19 protein-coding genes and 1 tRNA gene are annotated in these 18,540 nt (G+C 70.5%); 3 read left to right on the top strand and 17 right to left on the bottom strand.

Annotated features, from left to right (window positions below; translation table 11 throughout):
• The first annotated feature begins 28 nt into the window (after positions 1 to 28).
• Entirely contained in the window at positions 29 to 739 is a 711-nt protein-coding gene (locus tag ACZBH1_RS10940) for a LysE/ArgO family amino acid transporter (RefSeq protein ID WP_463646385.1), read from the top strand.
• A 35-nt stretch (positions 740 to 774) separates the two neighbouring features.
• Here ACZBH1_RS10940 and ACZBH1_RS10935 read toward each other — a convergent pair whose 3' ends face one another.
• The gene (locus ACZBH1_RS10935) at positions 775 to 1,128 is read right to left on the bottom strand and encodes an iron chaperone (protein WP_463646384.1); all 354 of its coding nucleotides are present in this window, start codon (positions 1,126 to 1,128) and stop codon (positions 775 to 777) included.
• A gap of 59 nt (positions 1,129 to 1,187) precedes the next feature.
• On the opposite strand from ACZBH1_RS10935, the gene ACZBH1_RS10930 reads away from it, so the two are divergent.
• Positions 1,188 to 1,463 carry an acylphosphatase gene (locus ACZBH1_RS10930; protein WP_463646383.1) on the top strand — a complete coding sequence of 92 codons (276 nt, stop codon included), beginning with the start codon at positions 1,188 to 1,190 and terminating at the stop codon, positions 1,461 to 1,463.
• On the opposite strand, the gene ACZBH1_RS10925 is transcribed toward ACZBH1_RS10930, so the two are convergent.
• The 16 genes from ACZBH1_RS10925 to gabT all read right to left on the bottom strand — a co-directional run bounded on the left by ACZBH1_RS10925 (position 1,464) and on the right by gabT (position 16,856).
• The gene (locus ACZBH1_RS10925; RefSeq protein WP_336394865.1) at positions 1,464 to 2,282 is read right to left on the bottom strand and encodes an amino acid ABC transporter ATP-binding protein; all 819 of its coding nucleotides are present in this window, start codon (positions 2,280 to 2,282) and stop codon (positions 1,464 to 1,466) included.
• On the bottom strand, positions 2,269 to 2,937 hold the full coding sequence (locus tag ACZBH1_RS10920; RefSeq protein ID WP_336394864.1) for an amino acid ABC transporter permease: 669 nt from the start codon (positions 2,935 to 2,937) through the stop codon (positions 2,269 to 2,271). Before ACZBH1_RS10920 ends, ACZBH1_RS10925 begins: the two co-directional genes overlap by 14 nt.
• Before the next feature lie 66 nt (positions 2,938 to 3,003).
• Positions 3,004 to 3,810: an amino acid ABC transporter substrate-binding protein gene (locus ACZBH1_RS10915; RefSeq protein ID WP_336394863.1), complete on the bottom strand. Its 807-nt coding sequence runs from the start codon at positions 3,808 to 3,810 to the stop codon at positions 3,004 to 3,006.
• A 104-nt stretch (positions 3,811 to 3,914) separates the two neighbouring features.
• Positions 3,915 to 4,982: an NAD(P)H-dependent flavin oxidoreductase gene (locus ACZBH1_RS10910; protein ID WP_463646382.1), complete on the bottom strand. Its 1,068-nt coding sequence runs from the start codon at positions 4,980 to 4,982 to the stop codon at positions 3,915 to 3,917.
• Between the two features lie 197 nt (positions 4,983 to 5,179).
• The gene (rplA, locus tag ACZBH1_RS10905; RefSeq protein ID WP_336394861.1) at positions 5,180 to 5,872 is read right to left on the bottom strand and encodes a 50S ribosomal protein L1; all 693 of its coding nucleotides are present in this window, start codon (positions 5,870 to 5,872) and stop codon (positions 5,180 to 5,182) included.
• Positions 5,873 to 5,886: 14 nt separating this feature from the next.
• On the bottom strand, positions 5,887 to 6,318 hold the full coding sequence (gene rplK / locus ACZBH1_RS10900) for a 50S ribosomal protein L11 (RefSeq protein ID WP_192634886.1): 432 nt from the start codon (positions 6,316 to 6,318) through the stop codon (positions 5,887 to 5,889).
• A 325-nt stretch (positions 6,319 to 6,643) separates the two neighbouring features.
• Positions 6,644 to 7,474, bottom strand: coding sequence for an endonuclease domain-containing protein (locus ACZBH1_RS10895; protein ID WP_463646381.1), 831 nt, complete (start codon positions 7,472 to 7,474; stop codon positions 6,644 to 6,646).
• 430 nt (positions 7,475 to 7,904) lie between these two features.
• Complete coding sequence (gene nusG / locus ACZBH1_RS10890) at positions 7,905 to 8,969, bottom strand: transcription termination/antitermination protein NusG (protein WP_463646380.1); 1,065 nt, start codon at positions 8,967 to 8,969, stop codon at positions 7,905 to 7,907.
• A gap of 78 nt (positions 8,970 to 9,047) precedes the next feature.
• Positions 9,048 to 9,320, bottom strand: a complete 273-nt coding sequence (secE, locus tag ACZBH1_RS10885; protein ID WP_336395064.1) for a preprotein translocase subunit SecE — start codon at positions 9,318 to 9,320, stop codon at positions 9,048 to 9,050.
• A 111-nt stretch (positions 9,321 to 9,431) separates the two neighbouring features.
• Positions 9,432 to 9,504, bottom strand: a tRNA-Trp gene (locus ACZBH1_RS10880).
• 186 nt (positions 9,505 to 9,690) lie between these two features.
• A complete protein-coding gene (locus tag ACZBH1_RS10875) occupies positions 9,691 to 10,128 on the bottom strand; it encodes a pyridoxamine 5'-phosphate oxidase family protein (protein ID WP_336394858.1) in 438 nt (145 codons plus the stop codon).
• 86 nt (positions 10,129 to 10,214) lie between these two features.
• Positions 10,215 to 11,579, bottom strand: coding sequence for an NAD-dependent succinate-semialdehyde dehydrogenase (locus ACZBH1_RS10870; RefSeq protein ID WP_463646379.1), 1,365 nt, complete (start codon positions 11,577 to 11,579; stop codon positions 10,215 to 10,217).
• Between the two features lie 40 nt (positions 11,580 to 11,619).
• Positions 11,620 to 13,161: an APC family permease gene (locus tag ACZBH1_RS10865; RefSeq protein WP_452324624.1), complete on the bottom strand. Its 1,542-nt coding sequence runs from the start codon at positions 13,159 to 13,161 to the stop codon at positions 11,620 to 11,622.
• Positions 13,162 to 13,181: 20 nt separating this feature from the next.
• Positions 13,182 to 14,066, bottom strand: coding sequence for a universal stress protein (locus ACZBH1_RS10860; protein ID WP_463646378.1), 885 nt, complete (start codon positions 14,064 to 14,066; stop codon positions 13,182 to 13,184).
• Positions 14,063 to 15,424, bottom strand: a complete 1,362-nt coding sequence (locus ACZBH1_RS10855; protein WP_336394854.1) for a flavin monoamine oxidase family protein — start codon at positions 15,422 to 15,424, stop codon at positions 14,063 to 14,065. Before ACZBH1_RS10855 ends, ACZBH1_RS10860 begins: the two co-directional genes overlap by 4 nt.
• Positions 15,425 to 15,494: 70 nt before the next feature.
• Positions 15,495 to 16,856 (bottom strand): 4-aminobutyrate--2-oxoglutarate transaminase, encoded by a 1,362-nt coding sequence (gabT, locus tag ACZBH1_RS10850; RefSeq protein ID WP_336394853.1) that lies wholly within the window; start codon positions 16,854 to 16,856, stop codon positions 15,495 to 15,497.
• A gap of 93 nt (positions 16,857 to 16,949) precedes the next feature.
• Here gabT and ACZBH1_RS10845 point away from each other — a divergent pair, with 93 nt between their 5' ends.
• Positions 16,950 to 18,485, top strand: coding sequence for a PucR family transcriptional regulator (locus tag ACZBH1_RS10845; protein WP_463646377.1), 1,536 nt, complete (start codon positions 16,950 to 16,952; stop codon positions 18,483 to 18,485).
• The last annotated feature ends 55 nt before the right edge of the window (positions 18,486 to 18,540 follow it).

The raw sequence follows: 18,540 nt of genomic DNA, 5'->3' as shown, positions 1-18,540 counted from the left end.
CGGATCAGCCAGCTCGTAGCGTCGAAGCGTGCCCAGTCCCCTCATCGCCGGCCTCGGCCTCGGCTTCTCCCTCATCATCGCCATCGGCGCGCAGAACCTCTTCGTGCTGCGGCAGGGACTCCGCCGGGAGCACGTCCTGGTCGTGGCGACGATCTGCGCCGTGTCCGACGCCGCGCTCATCGCGCTCGGGGTGTCGGGCATCGGGCTCGTCCTGCAGGCCGTGCCGTGGCTGGTCGACGTCGTGAGGTGGGCAGGGGCCGCGTTCCTCGTCGTCTACGGCCTCCTCGCAGCGCGGCGCGCCTGGCGGCCGACCGGCGACGTCCTGGGCGGCCCAGACGACCCGGATGCCGCGCACGACGTCGTCGGCGGCGGCGCCGTCGAGCTGCGATCGGGGGCCGAGGCACCGGCATCCGTCGCCACCCGCGTCCGCCCCGCCTCCGCCGCAACGGCGCGGGTGCTGCCTGTCGTCTTCACGTGCCTGGCACTGACGTGGCTCAACCCGCACGTGTACCTCGACACCGTGTTCCTCCTCGGCACGGTCGCCAACACGCACGGCGATCAGCGCTGGCTCTTCGCCGGCGGCGCGATGGCGGCGAGCTTCCTCTGGTTCTTCGGCCTCGCGTTCGGCGCGCGCCTGCTCGGCCGCTGGCTGTCGACGCCCCGCGCCTGGCGCATCGTCGACGCCGTGATCGCGGTCGTCATGATCGCGCTCGGCGTCTCACTGGTGCTCCCGCACTGACGAGCCGGACCCCACCGGGCTGCGCCGCAGCCGGCTCAGCGCTCGATCTGCTCCCGACGAGCGACGACCAGAGCCCGCACCACGTCGTCCGGGAGCGGGTGCTCCGGCTGGTACCGGATCGTCCCCTTGTCCAGTCCGACACCGGGATGCCCCTCGAGCGCGCCCGACACGGCCGCGACAGCGTCCGGGCTGAAGGGATAGACGCCGATGTGCTTCTTCGCCCTCATCACGGAGACGAGCGGCTTGCCGCGGTAGACCAGCGCCGGCATCCCGTAGCCGGTCCCCTGTTCGGCGTCGGGCGCCTCCTCGCGGGCGATCTCATAGATGCGCTCGACAGAGGGCCGATCGGAGGGATCGAGCCCTGCGAGCAGTTCGTCCACGGTTCCCATGGAGGCATCCTGGCATCCGGCGCTCGCACGCGTCACCATCGGCAGGGCACGATGGGCTCATGAGACGGGTGCACGTGACGGTCCGCGGCGAGGTGCAGGGCGTCGGCTACCGGTACACCATGCGCATGGTCGCCCGGGAAGCGGGGGTCGCCGGGTGGGTGCGCAATCGGCGCGACGGGGCGGTCGAGGCCGAGGTCGAGGGCACTCCCGGCCAGGTCGACGAGGTGCTCGCCTGGATGGCAGAGGGGCCGCCCGGGTCGCTCGTGGAGTCGGCGACGGTGACGGATGCCGCGCCCACCGGCGAACGCGGCTTCGAGGTGCGCCCGACCGGCTGACTACTCGTCGTAGGGCCGGAGGATCCGGTCGATGAACCGCCTCGTGCGCTCATGCTTCGGAGCGGTGAACAGCTGCTGCGGCGCCCCGCGCTCGACGATGACGCCCTGGTCGAAGAAGACCACCTCGTCGGCGACCTGGCGCGCGAAGGCCAGCTCATGCGTGACGATGAGCATCGTCCAGCCCTCGTCGGCCAGCTCCTTCAGGACGGTGAGCACCTCGCCGACGAGCTCGGAGTCCAGGGCGCTCGTCGGCTCGTCGAAGAGCAGCAGCGCCGGCTGAAGGGCGAGCGCCCGCACGATGCCGACCCGCTGCTGCTGGCCGCCGGAGAGCTCGAACGGGTACGCATCGCGCTTCTCGCTCAGGCCCACGCGCTCGAGCAGCGCCTCCGCGCGCGCGATCGCCTCCCCTTTCGGCACGCCGTGCGCGTACACCGGCCCTTCGATGACGTTCTGCAGCACGGTGCGGTGCGGGAAGAGGTTGTGGTGCTGGAACACCATCGCCGACCGGTCGCGCAGCGCGATGCGGTCCGCCTTCGACACCGGGGCGGCGAAGTCCACCGCGGGTCCGCCGGTGAACGCGACGGTGCCCGCCTCAGGGATCTCGAGGCCGTTGAGCGAGCGCAGCACGGTCGTCTTGCCCGAGCCGCTCGGACCGATGAGCACCACGACTTCGCCACGGCGCACCTCGAGGTCCACGCCGTCGAGCACGCGGTTGTCGCCGAAGCTCTTCGTGAGCCCCGACACCGTCAGGAGCGGGCGGTCGTCGGCGGGCGCCGGAGGGGCCAGCGCGTCGTCGTGGGAGTGGTCAGTGGGCGACATAGCGGTCGAGCCTCCGTTCGATCGCGCTCTGGCCGGTGGAGAGCACCAGGCAGATCAGCCAGTAGATGAGGGCGGCCTCCAGGTAGATCGGGAGCACCTCGAACGAGAACGCGGCGATCTGCTGCGCCTGGCGGAACATCTCGGTCACCAGGATCGTGGACGCGAGGGACGTGTCCTTCACCAGCGAGATGAAGGTGTTCGACAGCGGCGGCACGGACACCCTCGCCGCCTGGGGCAGCACGATCCTGGTGAGGGTGCGGGTCTGCGAGTACCCGACGGTGTGGGCGGCCTCCCACTGTCCCTTGGGCACCGAGAGGATCGCCGCGCGGACGATCTCGGCCGCGTAGCCGCCGACGTTGAGCGAGAAGGCGATGATCGCCGCCGGCCAGGGATCGATGACGATGCCGACCGACGGCATCCCGTAGAAGATCACGAACAGCTGCACCAGCAGCGGCGTGCCGCGGATCACCGAGACGTAGAACCGTCCGATGTTCGACAGCACGGGATTGCGCGACAGTCGCAGCAGCGCGATCGCCACGGCGATCACCATGCCGATCGCGAACGAGGCGATCGCAAGCGGGATCGTGCCGGTGATCGCCGCCAGCAGCAGCGGCCAGAACGAGTCGACGAGCAGAGTCCAGATGGTCTCGTCCATGGGCGCTCCTCCTTCGCACAGAGCCGCCGCCCGCCCAGGGCAGGGCGAGCGGCGGCTCGGGATGCACTACTCGGTGACGTCGGCTCCGAAGTACTTCTCGCTGATCTCGGCGAGGACGCCCTCCTCGCGGAGCTCGGCGAGGGCGCCGTCGATGGCCTCCGCGAGCGCTTCCTTGTCCTGGGTGAGCGCGAACGCGCTGAGGCCCGGCTCATCGGTCTCCGCGGCGATCTTCAGACCCGTCGGGCCCTCGCTCTTCTCGTAGTCGAGGAACGTCAGGTTGTCGTTGATGGTGGCGTCGACGCGGCCCTGCTGGAGCAGCGCCACGGCCTGCGCCCATCCCTCCACGGCCTCGATGGTGGCACCGCTCTCCTGGGCGAGCTCGTACCAGTTGCTCGTGAGGGACTGCGCGGTGGTCTTGCCCTCGAGGTCGTCGAAGCTCGTGATCGAGTCGTCGTCCTCGGGCACGACGATGACGCCGGGCGATACCGTGTAGGGCTCGCTGAAGAGGTACTTCTCCTGGCGCTCCGGGTTGATCGAGACCTGGTTGGCGATGACGTCGAAGCGGCCTGCGTCCAGCCCCGCGAAGATCGCGTCCCACTGGGTCTCCTGGAAGGAGACCTCGAGCCCGAGCTTGTCTGCGACGGCCTCGGCGATCTCGACGTCGAAGCCGACGAGGTCGCCCGACTCGTCGTGGTAGCTGAAGGGGCGGTAGGTGCCCTCGGTCGCGACGGTCAGCGTGCCCGCGGACACGAGACCGAGGTCGTCCGCCTCCGCGGACGCTGCGGGGTCGGCGGATCCGCCGCTGCTGCAGGCGGTGAGCGCGAGGGCGGCGGCGGTGGCGACGACGAGGGCGGTGATACTGCGGCGTGACATGTAGCTGTTCCTGGTGGGGTGAGTGCGAAGGACGCGCGAAGGGGTGGACGCGCGTCCTGGGGCCTTCCAGTACAACACGGGTCGCGCCGAGGCTCTTCCCCGCGTTACGCCGCGTTGCCTCCCGCCGCCTGCGGGACGCCCGCCCTCAGCTCGGCGAACACGTCCGTCGCATCGTCGAGGACCGCCAGGCCCGCGGCCTGCCCGGCCCACAGCGAGACCAGCTCGCCCTCGCCGCGCCGCGCGGCCTCCGTCCGGAACTGCCCCGTGAGCCAGTTCTGCGCGGGGAACGGCGCGATGACGCCGGCGGTCTCGAGAGCGCGCATCGCGCGGTTCGGGATGCCACGCGCCAGCCGTCCGCTCATGGCCCGGGTGAGCACGGTGCCGGTGTCGGCGGCACCGGCGATCGCCTGCCGGTGGGCGGCGGTCGCGGCGGACTGCCGCGTGCGGAGGAACGCCGACCCGACCTGCACGCCCGAGGCGCCCAGCGCGAACGCCGCGGCGACGCCACGCCGGTCGGCGATGCCGCCTGCCGCGATGACGGGCACCCGCACCGCGTCCACCACCTGCGGCACCAGCGCGAAGGTGCCGATGAGCGACTGCTCGGCCGGGCGCAGGAAGGAGACGCGGTGGCCGCCCGCCTCCGCGCCGGTGGCGACGACCGCGTCGACGCCGGCTGCGTCCAGCGCCACGGCCTCGGCCACCGTCGTGGCCGTGCCGATGAGCCGGATGCCACGGCTGTGCGCCGCGGCGACGAGCCGGTCGGAGGGCACGCCGAAGACCACGCTGAGCACCGCGGGCGCGGCATCCAGCACCGCCGTCACCTGGGCGTCGACGTCGGGCATGAACTCGAACGGCGGCGCCGGACGGGCCAGGCCCAGCTCCTCGAAGAGCGGCGCGGCCGCCTCGATCGCGGGGCGGAGGTCGACGTCGCCGGGGGCCACCTCGTCGCCGGTGGGAAGCCACAGGTTGACGGCGAACGGTCGCGTGGTCGCAGACCGCAGCGCCGCGATCGTGTCGCTGATGCGGTCCGCCGAGTACCCGTAGAGCCCGTACGACCCGAGCCCCCCGGCGTCACTGACCGCCGCAGTGAGCTCCACCGACGACAGCCCGCCGAACGGGCCCAGCACGATGGGTGCGTCGATGCCGAAAAGGTCCTGAAGGGGCGTGGGCATGACTCCGACGCTACTCCGAACGCTCGGCGCCGCGCACAGAATCGGAGGCCCCGCCCGACACGCCGGGTCGCGGCATCCGTCCCCCGGCGGGGATCATCCGACGTTGCGCCCGCCCGCTCACGCCGCTCGGAGACGCCGAAGGCCCCACCCGAGCGGGTGGGGCCTTCGGACGGACAGTCGCTGCGACGGTCGAAGCGTCAGGCGAGCGCGTTGACGTCCAGCGGGATGCCGGGGCCGAACGTGGTCGACACGGCGCCCTTCTGGATGTAGCGGCCCTTCGAGCTGGACGGCTTCAGGCGCACGATCTCCTCGAGCGCGGCCTTGAGGTTCTCGTCGAGCTGCTCGGCCGAGAACGAGGCCTTGCCGACGACGAAGTGCACGTTGGCGTGCTTGTCGACGCGGAACTCGATCTTGCCGCCCTTGATCTCCTCGACGGCCTTCGCCGGGTTGGGGGTCACGGTGCCGGTCTTGGGGTTGGGCATGAGGCCGCGCGGACCCAGCACCTTGCCGAGGCGACCGACCTGGCCCATGAGCTCGGGCGTGGCGACGGCCGCGTCGAACGCGGTCCAGCCGCCGGCGACCTTCTCGATGAGCTCAGCGCCGCCGACCTCGTCGGCACCCGCGGCGATCGCGGCCTCAGCGGCCGGACCGGTCGCGAACACGATGACGCGGGCGGTCTTGCCGGTGCCGTGCGGGAGGATGACGGTGCCGCGCACCATCTGGTCCGCCTTGCGGGGGTCGACCGAGAGCTTGAGCGCGACCTCGACGGTCGAGTCGAACTTCGCCGAACCGGTCTCCTTCGCCAGGGCGACGGCCTCGGTGGGAGTGTAGAACTTGTCCGCCTCGATCTTGGCGGCAGCGGCCTGGAAGGCCTTGGACTTGGTAGCCATGGTTACTGTTCCCCTCAGTCCTCGACCGTGATGCCCATGGAGCGGGCGGTGCCGGCGATGATCTTCGAGGCGGCCTCGATGTCATTCGCGTTCAGGTCGGCCTGCTTGGTCTCGGCGATCTGACGCACCTGGTCCTTGGTGAGCTTGCCCACCTTGGTCGTGTGCGGCGTCGGCGAGCCCTTCTGCAGTCCGGCGGCCTTCTTGATGAGCTCGGCGGCCGGCGGGGTCTTCAGGATGAACGTGAAGCTGCGGTCCTCGTAGACGGTGATCTCCACGGGGATGACGTTTCCACGCTGCGACTCGGTCGCGGCGTTGTACGCCTTGCAGAACTCCATGATGTTGACGCCATGCTGACCGAGCGCGGGGCCGATCGGCGGCGCCGGGTTGGCTGCACCGGCGTTGATCTGAAGCTTGATCAGGCCGGTCACCTTCTTCTTCGGTGCCATTCTTCTTCCTCTGTTTCGTGCGCCCGTGCGGGCACGCTTCCACGGATCAGGCGGACCCTGAATGTGGTGGGGATGGTCGCGCAGACACGCGCAACCGCTCTAGTCTACCGGATGCCGCGAGCCGCAGCATCCGCTAGCGCCCCTTGGCCATCTGCGCGTGCCCCTTGGCCATCCGCGCGCGTACCGAATGACGGAGATGTGCCAGATGACGGATGCCGCGGGGGCGAGGCATCCGTCATCGTGCACATCTCTGTGGTCATGCGCATGACTGGTGAGCGTCATGCCGCGCGGTGACGGCCCTGGGGCCTGCGCGCGACGGTGAGCGTCATGCCGCGCGGTGAAGGCCCTGGGCGATGGCCCGCACGATCACGTCGTGCACCTCGGGCCACCGCGTGACCACCTGGACGTAGTCGATGCGGATCACGTGGAAACCCATCAGGGTCAGCCGCGCGTCGTGCGCGATATCGCTGCGCCGTTGCGCGCCGACGTGGTGGCCGCCGTCGATCTGGAGCACGAGCCTGTCTCCGATGAGGAAGTCGACCGGGTGACCGGCGAGCCAGACCTGCTGGCGGATCGGCAGCCGGAGGAAGCGCAGCCGCACCGGAATGAGCGTCTCGAGCCCCGAGTCGGAGTGACACGAGCACTCGGCCAGGACATCTCGCGCAGACGAGGGCAGGGGCATCCTCTCAAAGGACCAACGCTCCACCAGCTCGAGCCGAAGCGCCGCCTCCCAGATCGTGAGCGCCTCCTCGCGCGGCAGGCACGCCGCGGCGATCACCAGCACGTTCTCGATCGGGTCGACCAGAGCGTCTGGATGCCTTGGCACGAGCGGCCGCGCCCAATGCACGTGGGTGTCCCGTTTGACCTCGCCGACGTGCCGGTGAGGAGGAGCAGCCACGTGCACGGGACGCTCCTCGAGAACCCACAGCCCGAGCCTTCGCGCCTGGGTGTGGCACGTGAGCACCACCCCGGCGCGTGCGGCCGCGACGAGGAGCGGATCGGCGCCGGGCATGGCGACCCAGCCGTTGCGCGGACGGGTCAGCGCTCGCGACGACACGGCATTCTCGATCGTGCGGCGCGAATGCCCCCGCGCCCGCAGCGAAGCGACGCGCGCAACCCCGCCCGCCGCGCGCACCTCGCCCAGAAGGTGATCCATGGCCTTCAGGGTGCGACATCCCGGGGGCCGCGCCGACAGTCACGCCCGCGACGGTGGAGAGCCGGGACCCTACCCAGCCCTGGGGAGGAGGCGCCGAGTCTTGGAGCCGGAGCCCTCCCCGGCCTGGGGAGGAGGCGCCGAGTCTCGGAGGCGGAGCCCTCCTCGGCCTGGGCAGGAGGCGCCGAGTCTCGGAGCCGGGACCCTCCCCGGCCCTGGGGAGGAGGTGCCGAGTCCCGGCGACGTGGAGGGTCTCCTGCCGACGCCGAGCAGGACGCCGGAGATCTGCAGAATCACGGATGCCGCAAGCCCAGCGGATCCGGCATCCTGCGCTTCTCCGCACTCGCGCGCCGAAGCGTTCGGCACCGCCGACTGCCGCGCACGACGAAGCGCCCCGCCGATTCGGCGGGGCGCTTCGGGGAATCTCGATGAGTCAGAGCTTGGTGACCTGGTCGAACGACAGCTCGACCGGGGTCTCGCGCTCGAAGAGCGAGACGAGGACCGTGAGCTTGCCGCTCTCGGGCTTGATCTCGCTGATCGTGCCGGGCAGGCCCGCGAACGAGCCCTCCTTGATCGTGATGGTCTCGCCCACCTCGAAGTCGACCTCGGCGGGGATGACGCGGGCAGCGGCGGCAGCGCCCTTCTTGGCGGCACCGCCCTTGGCGCCGGCGACCTCCTTGACCTCGACGAGGCTCTTCAGCATGTTGAAGGCCTCCTCGAAGCGCAGCGGGGTCGGGTTGTGGGCGTTGCCCACGAAGCCGGTGACGCCGGGAGTGTGGCGGACGACCGACCAGGTGTCCTCGTTGAGCTCCATGCGCACGAGCACGTAGCCGGGGATCCGGACGCGCGTGACCATCTTGCGCTGCCCGTTCTTGATCTCGACGACGTCCTCCATCGGGACCTCGATCTGGTAGATGTCCTCCTCGACCTCGAGCGTCGACTTGCGCTGCTCGATGTTGGCCTTCACCTTGCGCTCGAAGCCGGCGTAGGAGTGGATGACGTACCACTTGCCCGGGAGGGTGCGCAGCTCGGCGCGGAACGCCTCGTACGGGTCCTCGTCCTCGTCGGACTCGTCGTCGGAATCCGTCTCGGCGGCGTCGGATGCCTCGTCGAGCTCCGGCTCGTCCTCGTCGCCGTTCACGTCGGGGCCGTCGTAGGGGCTGACCTCGTCGGCGGCCTCGGCCTCCCGCTCGGCGACCTCCTCCGCGATGGAGTCGTTGATCACCTCGGCGGCAGCCTCGGTCTCGGCCGTCTCGTCCAGGTTGAGAGCGTCGTTCACGATGGCATCCGCCTCCGGGTCGTCGATGTCGATGTCGTCCAGGTCGGCGTCGTCCTCGTCGGCGTCGGCGTCGTCGACGATGTGGATGGCGAGGTGCTCGGCGGGCTCCACCGAGCGCTCCTCGGCGGCCAGGACGTTGCCCTCCTGCGCTTCGTCGTCCTCGGACGACTGCTCGGCGGCCGTCGCCCAATCGGCGTCGTCGACATATCTTTCAGTCACGTGAATTCTCTTCCGTTCCGTCCGCTTCCGGACCTGCGGCCGCCCGTGCCGTGCACCGGCGAGCCGGGGCGCTCAGGATCAGGCGCCGGGCACTCCGAAGACGTAGGCCGTGATCCACACGAACAGCACGTCCAGGCCGTAGACGATCGCCATCATCACGACGACGAACCCCAGCACCACCGCCGTGTACTTCAGCAGCTCCTGGCGCGTCGGGGTGACGACCTTGCGGAGCTCGGCGAAGACCTGACGGATGAACAGGGCGATGCGAGCGAAGACGTTCGGCTTCTTCTCGCGAGGCGCCGCCGTTCCCTCAGTGGGGACGACTTCGCCCTTCGGCTCGTCCTGAACCATCGATGCCACCTGATTACCTTCCGTGAGCCGACGCGGGTCGGCCGCACATTACATGTCAACGCAGGGTGTTGTGTTCGACCGGAGCCATGTCACCGGTGTTGCGCTGATGCGCAGGGCGGACAGGAATCGAACCTGCAACCTGCGGTTTTGGAGACCGCTGCTCTGCCAATTGAGCTACCGCCCTAGAGACCCGGAGGTCTCGTGAAGCCCGCACTCTTCCCCTCTCACCGCGGCTTGAGGATGCGTACCCGACCGGCGGGCACACCGAAAGAATGCAGAATTCAACTGCACCATCAAGTGTACGGCATGCCCGCGGAGCCCGCGAACCGGGGCCCCTCCGCAGGTGTGTCCCGGGCATGGTGCGACAGCGTCAGTACTGCTGCACGCCGTAGCGGTCGGGCTCGGGACCGCGCCGGAACGCGCGGCCCGAGATCGACGTCGCCTCGACGCGGACGTACGTGTACTTGAGGGTGGGGATCCAGGGCCGAAGACCCAGGCCGTCGGCGCGCTCCACGTCCGCGGAGCGGTCCAGCGGATGCGCGTGACCCCGCACGATGACGCTCCACGCCTCGGCGTCGGTGTGGTCGTCCACCTCGAACAGCACCTCGTCGTTCACGGTGAGCTCGAAGAGCTTGCTGCCCTGCGCGGTGCGGAACAGCACACCCTGACCGTCGACGACGTAGTTCACCGGGAAGATGTCCAGCACGTCGCCCACTCGAGTGACGAGCCGGCCGAGCTCCTGGGTGCGCAGGCGCTCCCAGCACTGCTCGTCGGCGAGTGCGACGACGGGGTCGGTTGTCTCTGCCATGCCCTTATCCTCGCGTTTCCGAGGTCGCGGCGACACCCCCGGATGGCGGTCCCGCCGTCCAGGGGTGGCGCGGGGAGGTCGCGGCGTCAGGGGGCGACTCGGATGAGCTTCTTGTTGACGAACTCGTCCGCGGCCAGCAGCCCCATCTCACGGCCGGTGCCGGAGCGCTTCACACCGCCGAAGGGCAGCTCGGGCGAGTCGGCGAGCACGATGTTGACGTAGACCATGCCGGCGTCGATCCTGTCCGCGATGCGCTGAGCCTGCTCGGGATCGGTCGTGTAGACGTACGACCCGAGGCCGAAGCTGGTGTCGTTGGCCACCTTGACCGCCTCGTCCTCGTCCGCGACCTTGTACACGACCCCCGCCGGCCCGAACAGCTCCTCGCGGTACACGTCCATCTCGGGCGTGACGTCGGTGAGCACCGTCGGCTCGTAGAACGCGCCGTCACGTGTGCCGCCGGCCACGAGCCGCGCCCCCTGCGCCACCGCCCGGTCGACCTGCTCCTGAAGGCGCTCGGCGGCCGCCAGCGACGACAGCGGACCGAGGACGGTGTCGTCGGCGAACGGGTCGCCCATCTTCGACGCGGTCATCGCCTCGGTGAACTTCTCGAGGAAGGCGTCGTAGAGGCCCTCCTGCACGATGAAGCGCTTGGGGGCGTTGCACGACTGGCCGTTGTTGTCCATGCGTGCCTCGACGGCGGCGGCGACCGTCGCGTCCAGGTCGTCGGTGGACAGCACGATGAACGGGTCGGATCCGCCGAGCTCGAGCGCGACCTTCTTCAGGTTCTGTCCGGCCAGCGCCGCCACGGCGGACCCCGCCCGCTCCGAGCCGGTCACCGAGACGCCCTGCACCCGCCGGTCGGCGATGATGGCGGCCGCCTGGTCGTTGGTGGCGTACACGTTCGTGTAGACGCCCTCGCCGAGCCCGGCATCCGCGTACATCCGCTCGATGGCCGCGGCCGACTCGGGGCACTGCGGTGCGTGCTTGAGGAGGATCGTGTTCCCCAGCACCACGTTGGGCGCTGCGAAGCGGGCGACCTGATAGTAGGGGAAGTTCCACGGCATGATGCCCAGGAGCGCCCCGAGCGGGCTGCGGCGGATGACCGCGGTGCCCTCGCCGAGGATGTCGATCGGCTGGTCGGCCGTGATCGTCTCGGCGTTGTCGGCGTAGTACTCCGTGATGTCGGCGGCGAAGTCCACTTCGCCCAGCGCGGCCGACAGCGGCTTGCCCATCTCGCGCACGATGATCGCCGCCAGCTCGTCGCGGCGCTCGCGGTGAAGCTCGGCGACCTTGCGGATGCGCGCCGCGCGCTCGGCGACGGGCACGTCGCGCCACGTGCGGTACGCGGCATCCGCCTTCGCGATCGCTGCCTCCAGGGCCTCGTCGGTGATGGTGGGATAGGTGGCCAGGGTCTCTCCCGTGGCCGGGTTGACGACGGCGTAGTCGGTCATGCTTCCTCTCCGATCGGATGGATTGGGGACAGTCTGCCCGTCAGCGGCGGGCGCGTCGAAGGCTTTCGGGCGCGTCGATACCGAGTGTCTCACCGCGGAAGAACGCCGGACGCTTGATCGCCTGCCAGATCATGATCACGATGCCGAGACCGATGATCAGCACGCCGAGCACGAAGACGCTGCCGAGGCCGAACCACTCGGTGCCGCTGCCGTACGCCGGGTCGAGGCTCTCGACGAGGGTGATCACGAACAGGGCGACGAGGATGACGCCGCCTACCAGAGGGAACAGCAGGGTGAAGAAGAAGGTGCGCGCCGAGTCGAACCACTGCCTGCGGAAGTACCAGACGCACGCGAACGCGGTGATGCCGTAGTAGAAGCAGATCATCATGCCGAGCGTCGTGATCGTGTCCCACAGCACGTTCTCGTTGATGAACCGCATCACGGCGTAGAACACCGACGCGACGACGGCGGAGACGATGGTGGCGTAGCCGGGCGTGAAGAAGCGCGGCGAGACCTTCGCGAACGCCGGCGGCAGCGCCCCGTAGTGCCCCATGGCGAGAAGCGTTCGCGCGGGGCCTACGAACGTCGACTGCAGCGACGACGCCGAGCTCGTGAGCACGGCCAGCGACACCAGGAACGCCAGCGGCCCCAGGATCGGGCCCGACAGGTAGAAGAAGACGTTCGCCTGGATGTCGGGGTTCCCGAGCCCGAGGCCCTCCTCTCCCGTTCCCGCGAACGCCAGCAGCGCCACCGAGATCAGCAGGTACAGCGTGACGATGGTGACCACGGTGACGGTGGCCGCGCGGCCCGGGGTCTTCTCGGGGTTGCGGGTCTCCTCGTTCATGGTGAGGGTGACGTCCCACCCCCAGAAGATGAAGATCGACAGCGACAGGCCCGCGACGATCGCGAGCGGCGGCGTCACGACGAGCGGGTTGAACCAGGATGCCTCGACGGGACTCGCGTCGAAGGCGGTGCCGTTCGCGACGTGCACGAACGCCGCGATCGAGAAGACCACCAGCACCAGCACCTGGAAGCTCACGAGCACGTACTGCAGCTTCTGCGTGGTCTGCATGTCGCGGTACGAGATGTACGTCGCGCCGAGCATGAACAGCAGACAGACCGCGACGTTGATGAACGGGTTGAAGGCGAGCTCGGCGATGGTCCCCGGACTGCCCGCGAGCTGGTCGATGAGGAGGAAGAGGAACTCCACGGCGATGCCGGCGAGATTCGACAGCACGAGGATCGTGGCTGCGACGAGCCCCCAGCCCGCCATCCAGCCCACCCACGGCCCGAAGGCGCGCGCCGCCCACGTGAACGACGTGCCCGAGTCGGGCATCGAGCGGTTGAGCTCGCGGTAGCCGAATGCGACGAGCAGCATCGGGATGAAGCCGAGCAGGATGATCGCCGGCACCTGGAACCCGACCTCCGACACGGTCGGGCCGAGCGCCGCCGTGAGGGTGTAGGCGGGCGCGATGCACGAGATGCCGATGACGACGGCGCCGATGAGACCGACCGTTCCGGCGCTCAGCCCCTTCTTCGACAGTCCGCCCGTGAGCGGCGCGGATGCCTCGGCGAGAGGCATCCGCGATTCCTGGCCAGCGCTCATCGCTGTGCTCCGTTCTTGCTCTCATGGCGGGTGCGGGGCACGACCACCATCGGTACGGTCAGCTCGTGCAGCATCTTCGCCGCGGTCGAGCCGAGGAACAGCCGACGAGGCTGCGCGAGACGGCTTGAGCCCACGACCGCGAGCTCGCGGGGGTCCCACGAGAGGTCGGCGACGGCGTCCTCGATGCTGTCGCCGAGCGCCACCACGGAGTCGGCGTGGATGCCCTCGGGTAGCGCGGCCCGCACGTGGACGTAGACCTCGTCGGCGTGCTGCGCGGCCGACTCGTTGCCCGCGAGGCCCGCCGGCAGGTCGAGCGCCACCAGCGACACCAGGCGCAGCTCCGCGCCGGTCGCCTTGGCCAGTGCGATGCTCTCGTCCAGCAGCACGTCGGCGCCTGGGCGCAGCCCGATGGCGGCGGTGATGCGGCTGACGCCGCCGGCGGGGTCGATGTTGCGCGTCCCCTCGGGGGCGAGTGCGACCGGGACGTCGGCGGAGTGCAGGAGCTCGCTGGCGACGGTGCCCAGGCGGTGCCGGCCCCGCAGCCCGCCGTTGGCCGCGCCGACGACGATGAGCGAGGCGCCGGACTCGTGGGCGCACTCGAGCAGCCCCTCGGCGAAGGACTCCGCACGCCGGACGTGCGACTCGTGCGCGACCCCGTCGATGACGCGGTTCGAGGCGTCGGCCAGCCAGCCCTCGGCCTGCTCCTGGATGTAGCGGTCGTACGAGGCGTTGGGGGGCGTGATGACGCTCCGCTCCTCGCTGGGGAGCACGACGACGAGGTCCAGGACCGCACCCGTCGCCTTGGCCAGGCGCATGCCCAGCGAGAGCGCGTCGGCGCCGGCATCCGTCGCGGTGTAGCCGACGACGATCCGCGCGCTCATCGGCGGGCCGCCTCGACGATGCTGCCGGCGACGAGGCGACCCATGCGGATCGCGCCGTCGACGTGCTGGTAGCCGGCGCCGGCCATGTCGCTGCACGCGAAGTGGATGGGCCCGACCGGCGTGCGCAGGTCTGCGCCGTAACGGGCGAGGCCGCCGAGGTCGAAGCTGGCGGCGTAGGCGCCGCGGGTCCACTCCTCGGCGCCCCAGTCGCTCTCGAAGTACACGAGCGGCGTCTTCGCCTCGGGGCCGTAGTAGTGCGACAGCGACTCGAGGATGCGCTCCCTGCGCTCCTCGGCCGGCACGCGGAAGAGGTCGTCGGCGTTGCGGTCCGACACGAAGCCGACGAGGGTGCCGCGCTCGTCGCCGTGGTTGGTGTTGTCGTAGGCCTCGTGCGAGATCTCGTACGGGCTGAACGCGGTGCCCGACAGGCCCTGGTCGCGCCAGAAGGGACGGTCGTAGACGGCGTGGACCTTGATCACGAAGCCCATCGAGATGTGCTGGTGCATCTGCTGCTTCAGGCGCGGCAGGGCCGGCTGGAACTCGATCCACGGATAGAGGATCGGGGCGTGCGCGAGCACCACGAAGCGGGCGCGCACCTGGAGCCCCTGGTCGGTGACGACGCGCACGCTCTCGTCGGACCAGTGCACCTCGTTGACGGGCTGGCCGAGCAGGACGTCGTCGCCCAGCCGCTCCGCCAGCAGCAGCGGAACCTGCTGCAGGCCGCCCACGACGCGCTCGTCGAGGATGAAGTCGGCGTCCACGAGGTGCGAGAAGCTGCCGGCGCTGGCGGCCATGAGCAGGGCCTGCAGGGTCGAGAACGCATAGGCGGGCTTGGTCAGCATCGCGCCGGCGATGAAGAGCGCGATGTTGTCGCGCGCCTCGGCGTCGTCGGTCTGGGCTTCGAGCCACGCCTCGAACGAGACGCGGTCCAGTTCCTCGGCGTCGGGGTGCTCCCACGGCTTGTCGGGATCGATCTCGGCGACCATGCCGTCGAGCAGCTCGATGAGACGGACGATCTCCTTCTCGGTCTCGGGCGCTACCGGGAAGATCTCGCCGGTGAAGCGCTTGAGCTCGCCGTCCCGGCCGATGTAGACCGAGTCCCCCTCGCGGTAGCGGCTGTAGGTCTCCAGCCCCAGCTCGGCGAGGGTCTCCTTCAGCGCGTCCTGATCGGGCGAGACCCACTGACCGCCGATCTCGAGCATGGCCCCGTCGACGACGTCGGTCCACAGGCGCCCGCCCACGCGGTCGCGCGCCTCGAGCACGACGACCGAGAGGCCTGCCTTCTTCAGCTCGTTGGCGGCGGTCAGGCCGGCGGCTCCGGCGCCGACGATGACGACATCGCGGCTCAACTCGGTCATTCGGACTCCTTCGTCGAGTTCTCTTCGTCAGGTCTGCGCGCCGTGGAGCGCAGGACACGGATGCCGCGGATCACGCAGCCGCGAGTGCGGCGGCGACGACGTCCAGGCCCTCGTGGAGCAGGTCGTCGGTGATCGACAGCGGCGGCAGGAAGCGGATGACGTTCCCGTACGTGCCGCAGGTGAGCACGATGACGCCCTGTGCGATGCAGGCCTTCGCGACCGCGGCGGTGAGCGCGGCATCCGGCTCTCCGGTCGCGGGATCCACGAACTCGGCGGCGATCATCGCGCCGTGCCCGCGCACGTCTCCCACGCGCGGGTCGGCGGCCTGCAGCCCGCGCAGCCGTTCGGTGAGGACGGCCTCGATCTCGCGGGCGCGCTCGAGCATCCCGTCGTTCTCGAAGACGTCGATGGCGGCCAGGGCCGCGGCGCACGCGATCGGGTTCCCGCCGTAGGTTCCGCCGAGGCCGCCGGCGTGCGACGCGTCCATGATCTCGGCCCGGCCGGTGACCGCAGCCAGCGGCAGGCCGCCCGCGATGCCCTTGGCGGTGGTGATGAGGTCGGGGACGATGCCGAACACCTCGCTGGCGAACATGCGGCCGGTGCGGGCGAAGCCGGTCTGGATCTCGTCGGCGATGAAGACGACGCCGTTGGCGCGGCACCAGTCGACGATGGCGGGGAGGAACCCGTCCGCCGGAACGATGAAGCCGCCCTCGCCCTGGATGGGCTCGATGATCACCGCGGCGAGGTTGTCGGCGCCGACCTGCTTCTCGATGAGCGAGATGGCCTTCTTCGCCGCCTCGGCACCGCTCAGTCCGTCGCGGTACGGGTACGACAGCGGTGCGCGGTAGATCTCCGAGGCGAAGGGACCGAAGCCGTGCTTGTACGGCATCGACTTCGCCGTCAGCGCCATCGTGAGGTTGGTGCGGCCGTGATAGCCGTGGTCGAACGCCACGACAGCGGGCTTGCCGGTGTACTTGCGGGCGATCTTGACCGCGTTCTCCACCGCCTCGGCGCCCGAGTTGAACAGCGCGCTCTTCTTGGCGTGGTCGCCGGGGGTGATCCGGTTGAGCGCCTCGGCGACCGACACATACGAGTCGTACGGCGCGATCATGAAGCACGTGTGGGTGAACTGCGCGACCTGCTCCTGAACGGCCTTCACGACCTTCGGATGCGCGTTGCCGATGGTGGTGACGGCGATGCCCGAGCCCAGGTCGATGAGCGAGTTGCCGTCGGCGTCGACGATGACGCCGCCGCCGGCAGCCACGGCGTGCACCGGTGCGGTGTGGCCGACACCGGCGGCCACGGCGCCCGCCTTGCGGTCGAGCAGCTCCTGCGACCGGGGACCCGGGATGCTCGTGACGAGGCGTCGCTGCTGAGGCAGGGTGGGACCGCCGAGGGGCGTTTCGGTGAGGGTGTCGGCTGCGCTGCTCATGGAGGGGAGCGTATGTCGGCCGTTTCCGACGCCGCACCTTCCCGGCCGTACATTCTCGATGGACCGCTGTACGAAACGTACACTCGGAGCATCATGGACGCCGACGCCCCCACGCTGCGCGCACTGCTCGCACGCAGAGATCTGCAGCTGTCACTGGCGATCGACGACGTCGATCCGGCGGCCCTGGACCGAGCGATCCGATGGGTGCACAGCTCGGATCTCGCCGACCCGACACCGTTCCTCTCCGAGGGGCTCGTGCTGCTCACGACCGGGACCCAGTTCCCCCACGGCGACGACGGCGGCGCGGACGCGGCCGAGGTGTACCGCGCGTACGTGCGCCGCCTCTCGGCGCGGGGCGTGGTCGGTCTCGGCTTCGGCACCGAGGTCGTGCGCGCCGGCATCCCACCGGCGCTCGTCGACGCGTGCACGGATGAGCGGATGCCCCTGTTCGAGGTCCCCTACCGCACGCCGTTCATCGCCGTGGCGCGGGCGAACGCCGAGGCGATCGCGGCCGAGGCGTATGCCCGGCGCAGCTGGGCGCTGGCCGCTCAGCGGGCGATCGCGCTCGCCGCGCTCCGGCCGGACGGCCTCGGGGCGACGGTGGCGGAGCTCGCCAAGCAGCTCGACACCTGGGTGGGCATGTTCGACGCGGCCGGAGAGCTGTCGCGCGAGCACCCGGCCGGGAGTCTCGGCCACGACACGGCGGCCGCGCTGCAACGCGAGGTGACGGGCGTTCTCCACCGCGGGGCGCGCGCGGGATCGTCCCTGCACATCGGCCAGACCCCGTTCACGCTCCAGACGCTCGGGCGCGGCGGGCACCTCCGCGGCGTGATCGCGATCGCCGCGGGAGACCTCGACCAGGAGGGACGCGTCGTCGTGACAGCCGTCATCGCGATGGCCGGCCTGGCGCTCGAGCAGCAGCAGGGCCTGGCGCGGGCGCGATCGGCGCTGCGCGCGGGGCTCGCGCAGTCGCTCATGACCGGCGACCCCGGCCTCGCCCGGCGGACGTCGCGCGAGCTGTGGGGGCCGCTGCCGTCCGCGCCGGTCATGGTCGGACTGACGGATGCCTCCGCCCTGCGCGTCGACGGCATCGCCGAGCTGCTCGAGCTGTGGGCGGAGGAGCGGCGCGGCGCGCTGTTCTTCGGCCGCGGCGACGACGGCATCGTGCTCGTGGTCCCGTCGGACGACCGCTCGGCCGTGGACGAGCTCGCCGACCGCTTCGACGTGCGGGTGGGACTCTCGGACCCGACCGGCTACGACGGGTTCGCCGCGGCGGTGGGCCAGGCACGGGTCGCGCGGGATCGCGGTCTCGCCCCCGTGACGGCGTTCGCCGACGTGTCGGGCGCGGGCGTCCTGTCCGCCCTCGGGGATGAGGCGCGAGCCCTCGCACGGGCCGAGCTCGCTCCCCTCGTGGATCACGACGCGGCGCAGGGCACCCGACTCCTCGAGACGCTGTGGGTGTGGCTCGACGAGGACTGCTCGCACGAGGCATCCGCTCGATCCCTCGGCGTGCATCGCCACACCGTGCGCACCCGCCTGGCGCTCATCGAACGGGTCCTCGGGCGCGATCTGACGTCGTTCGCGACGCGCGCGGAGCTGTGGGCCGCGCTGCGCGCGCTGGAGGACTGAGCGCTCGCACCATGCGGCGGTCGCGCGCCGTACACCGGATACGGGTGGACGCCGC

The organism is Microbacterium sp. ZXT2-5 (assembly GCF_055329545.1).
The sequence above is the reverse complement of the archived record's forward strand: the minus strand, read 5'-3'. Positions and strand labels throughout refer to the sequence as shown.

Excerpts from the sequence above, each read along its gene's own strand:
- ACZBH1_RS10935 (WP_463646384.1), bottom strand. The coding sequence starts at position 1,128 with ATGGGAACCGTGGACGAACTGCTCGCAGGGCTCGATCCCTCCGATCGG.
- ACZBH1_RS10930 (WP_463646383.1), top strand. The coding sequence starts at position 1,188 with ATGAGACGGGTGCACGTGACGGTCCGCGGCGAGGTGCAGGGCGTCGGC.
- ACZBH1_RS10925 (WP_336394865.1), bottom strand. The coding sequence starts at position 2,282 with ATGTCGCCCACTGACCACTCCCACGACGACGCGCTGGCCCCTCCGGCG.
- ACZBH1_RS10920 (WP_336394864.1), bottom strand. The coding sequence starts at position 2,937 with ATGGACGAGACCATCTGGACTCTGCTCGTCGACTCGTTCTGGCCGCTG.
- ACZBH1_RS10915 (WP_336394863.1), bottom strand. The coding sequence starts at position 3,810 with ATGTCACGCCGCAGTATCACCGCCCTCGTCGTCGCCACCGCCGCCGCC.
- ACZBH1_RS10910 (WP_463646382.1), bottom strand. The coding sequence starts at position 4,982 with ATGCCCACGCCCCTTCAGGACCTTTTCGGCATCGACGCACCCATCGTG.
- rplA (WP_336394861.1), bottom strand. The coding sequence starts at position 5,872 with ATGGCTACCAAGTCCAAGGCCTTCCAGGCCGCTGCCGCCAAGATCGAG.
- rplK (WP_192634886.1), bottom strand. The coding sequence starts at position 6,318 with ATGGCACCGAAGAAGAAGGTGACCGGCCTGATCAAGCTTCAGATCAAC.
- ACZBH1_RS10895 (WP_463646381.1), bottom strand. The coding sequence starts at position 7,474 with ATGGATCACCTTCTGGGCGAGGTGCGCGCGGCGGGCGGGGTTGCGCGC.
- secE (WP_336395064.1), bottom strand. The coding sequence starts at position 9,320 with ATGGTTCAGGACGAGCCGAAGGGCGAAGTCGTCCCCACTGAGGGAACG.
- ACZBH1_RS10875 (WP_336394858.1), bottom strand. The coding sequence starts at position 10,128 with ATGGCAGAGACAACCGACCCCGTCGTCGCACTCGCCGACGAGCAGTGC.
- ACZBH1_RS10870 (WP_463646379.1), bottom strand. The coding sequence starts at position 11,579 with ATGACCGACTACGCCGTCGTCAACCCGGCCACGGGAGAGACCCTGGCC.
- ACZBH1_RS10865 (WP_452324624.1), bottom strand. The coding sequence starts at position 13,161 with ATGCCTCTCGCCGAGGCATCCGCGCCGCTCACGGGCGGACTGTCGAAG.
- ACZBH1_RS10860 (WP_463646378.1), bottom strand. The coding sequence starts at position 14,066 with ATGAGCGCGCGGATCGTCGTCGGCTACACCGCGACGGATGCCGGCGCC.
- ACZBH1_RS10855 (WP_336394854.1), bottom strand. The coding sequence starts at position 15,424 with ATGACCGAGTTGAGCCGCGATGTCGTCATCGTCGGCGCCGGAGCCGCC.
- gabT (WP_336394853.1), bottom strand. The coding sequence starts at position 16,856 with ATGAGCAGCGCAGCCGACACCCTCACCGAAACGCCCCTCGGCGGTCCC.
- ACZBH1_RS10845 (WP_463646377.1), top strand. The coding sequence starts at position 16,950 with ATGGACGCCGACGCCCCCACGCTGCGCGCACTGCTCGCACGCAGAGAT.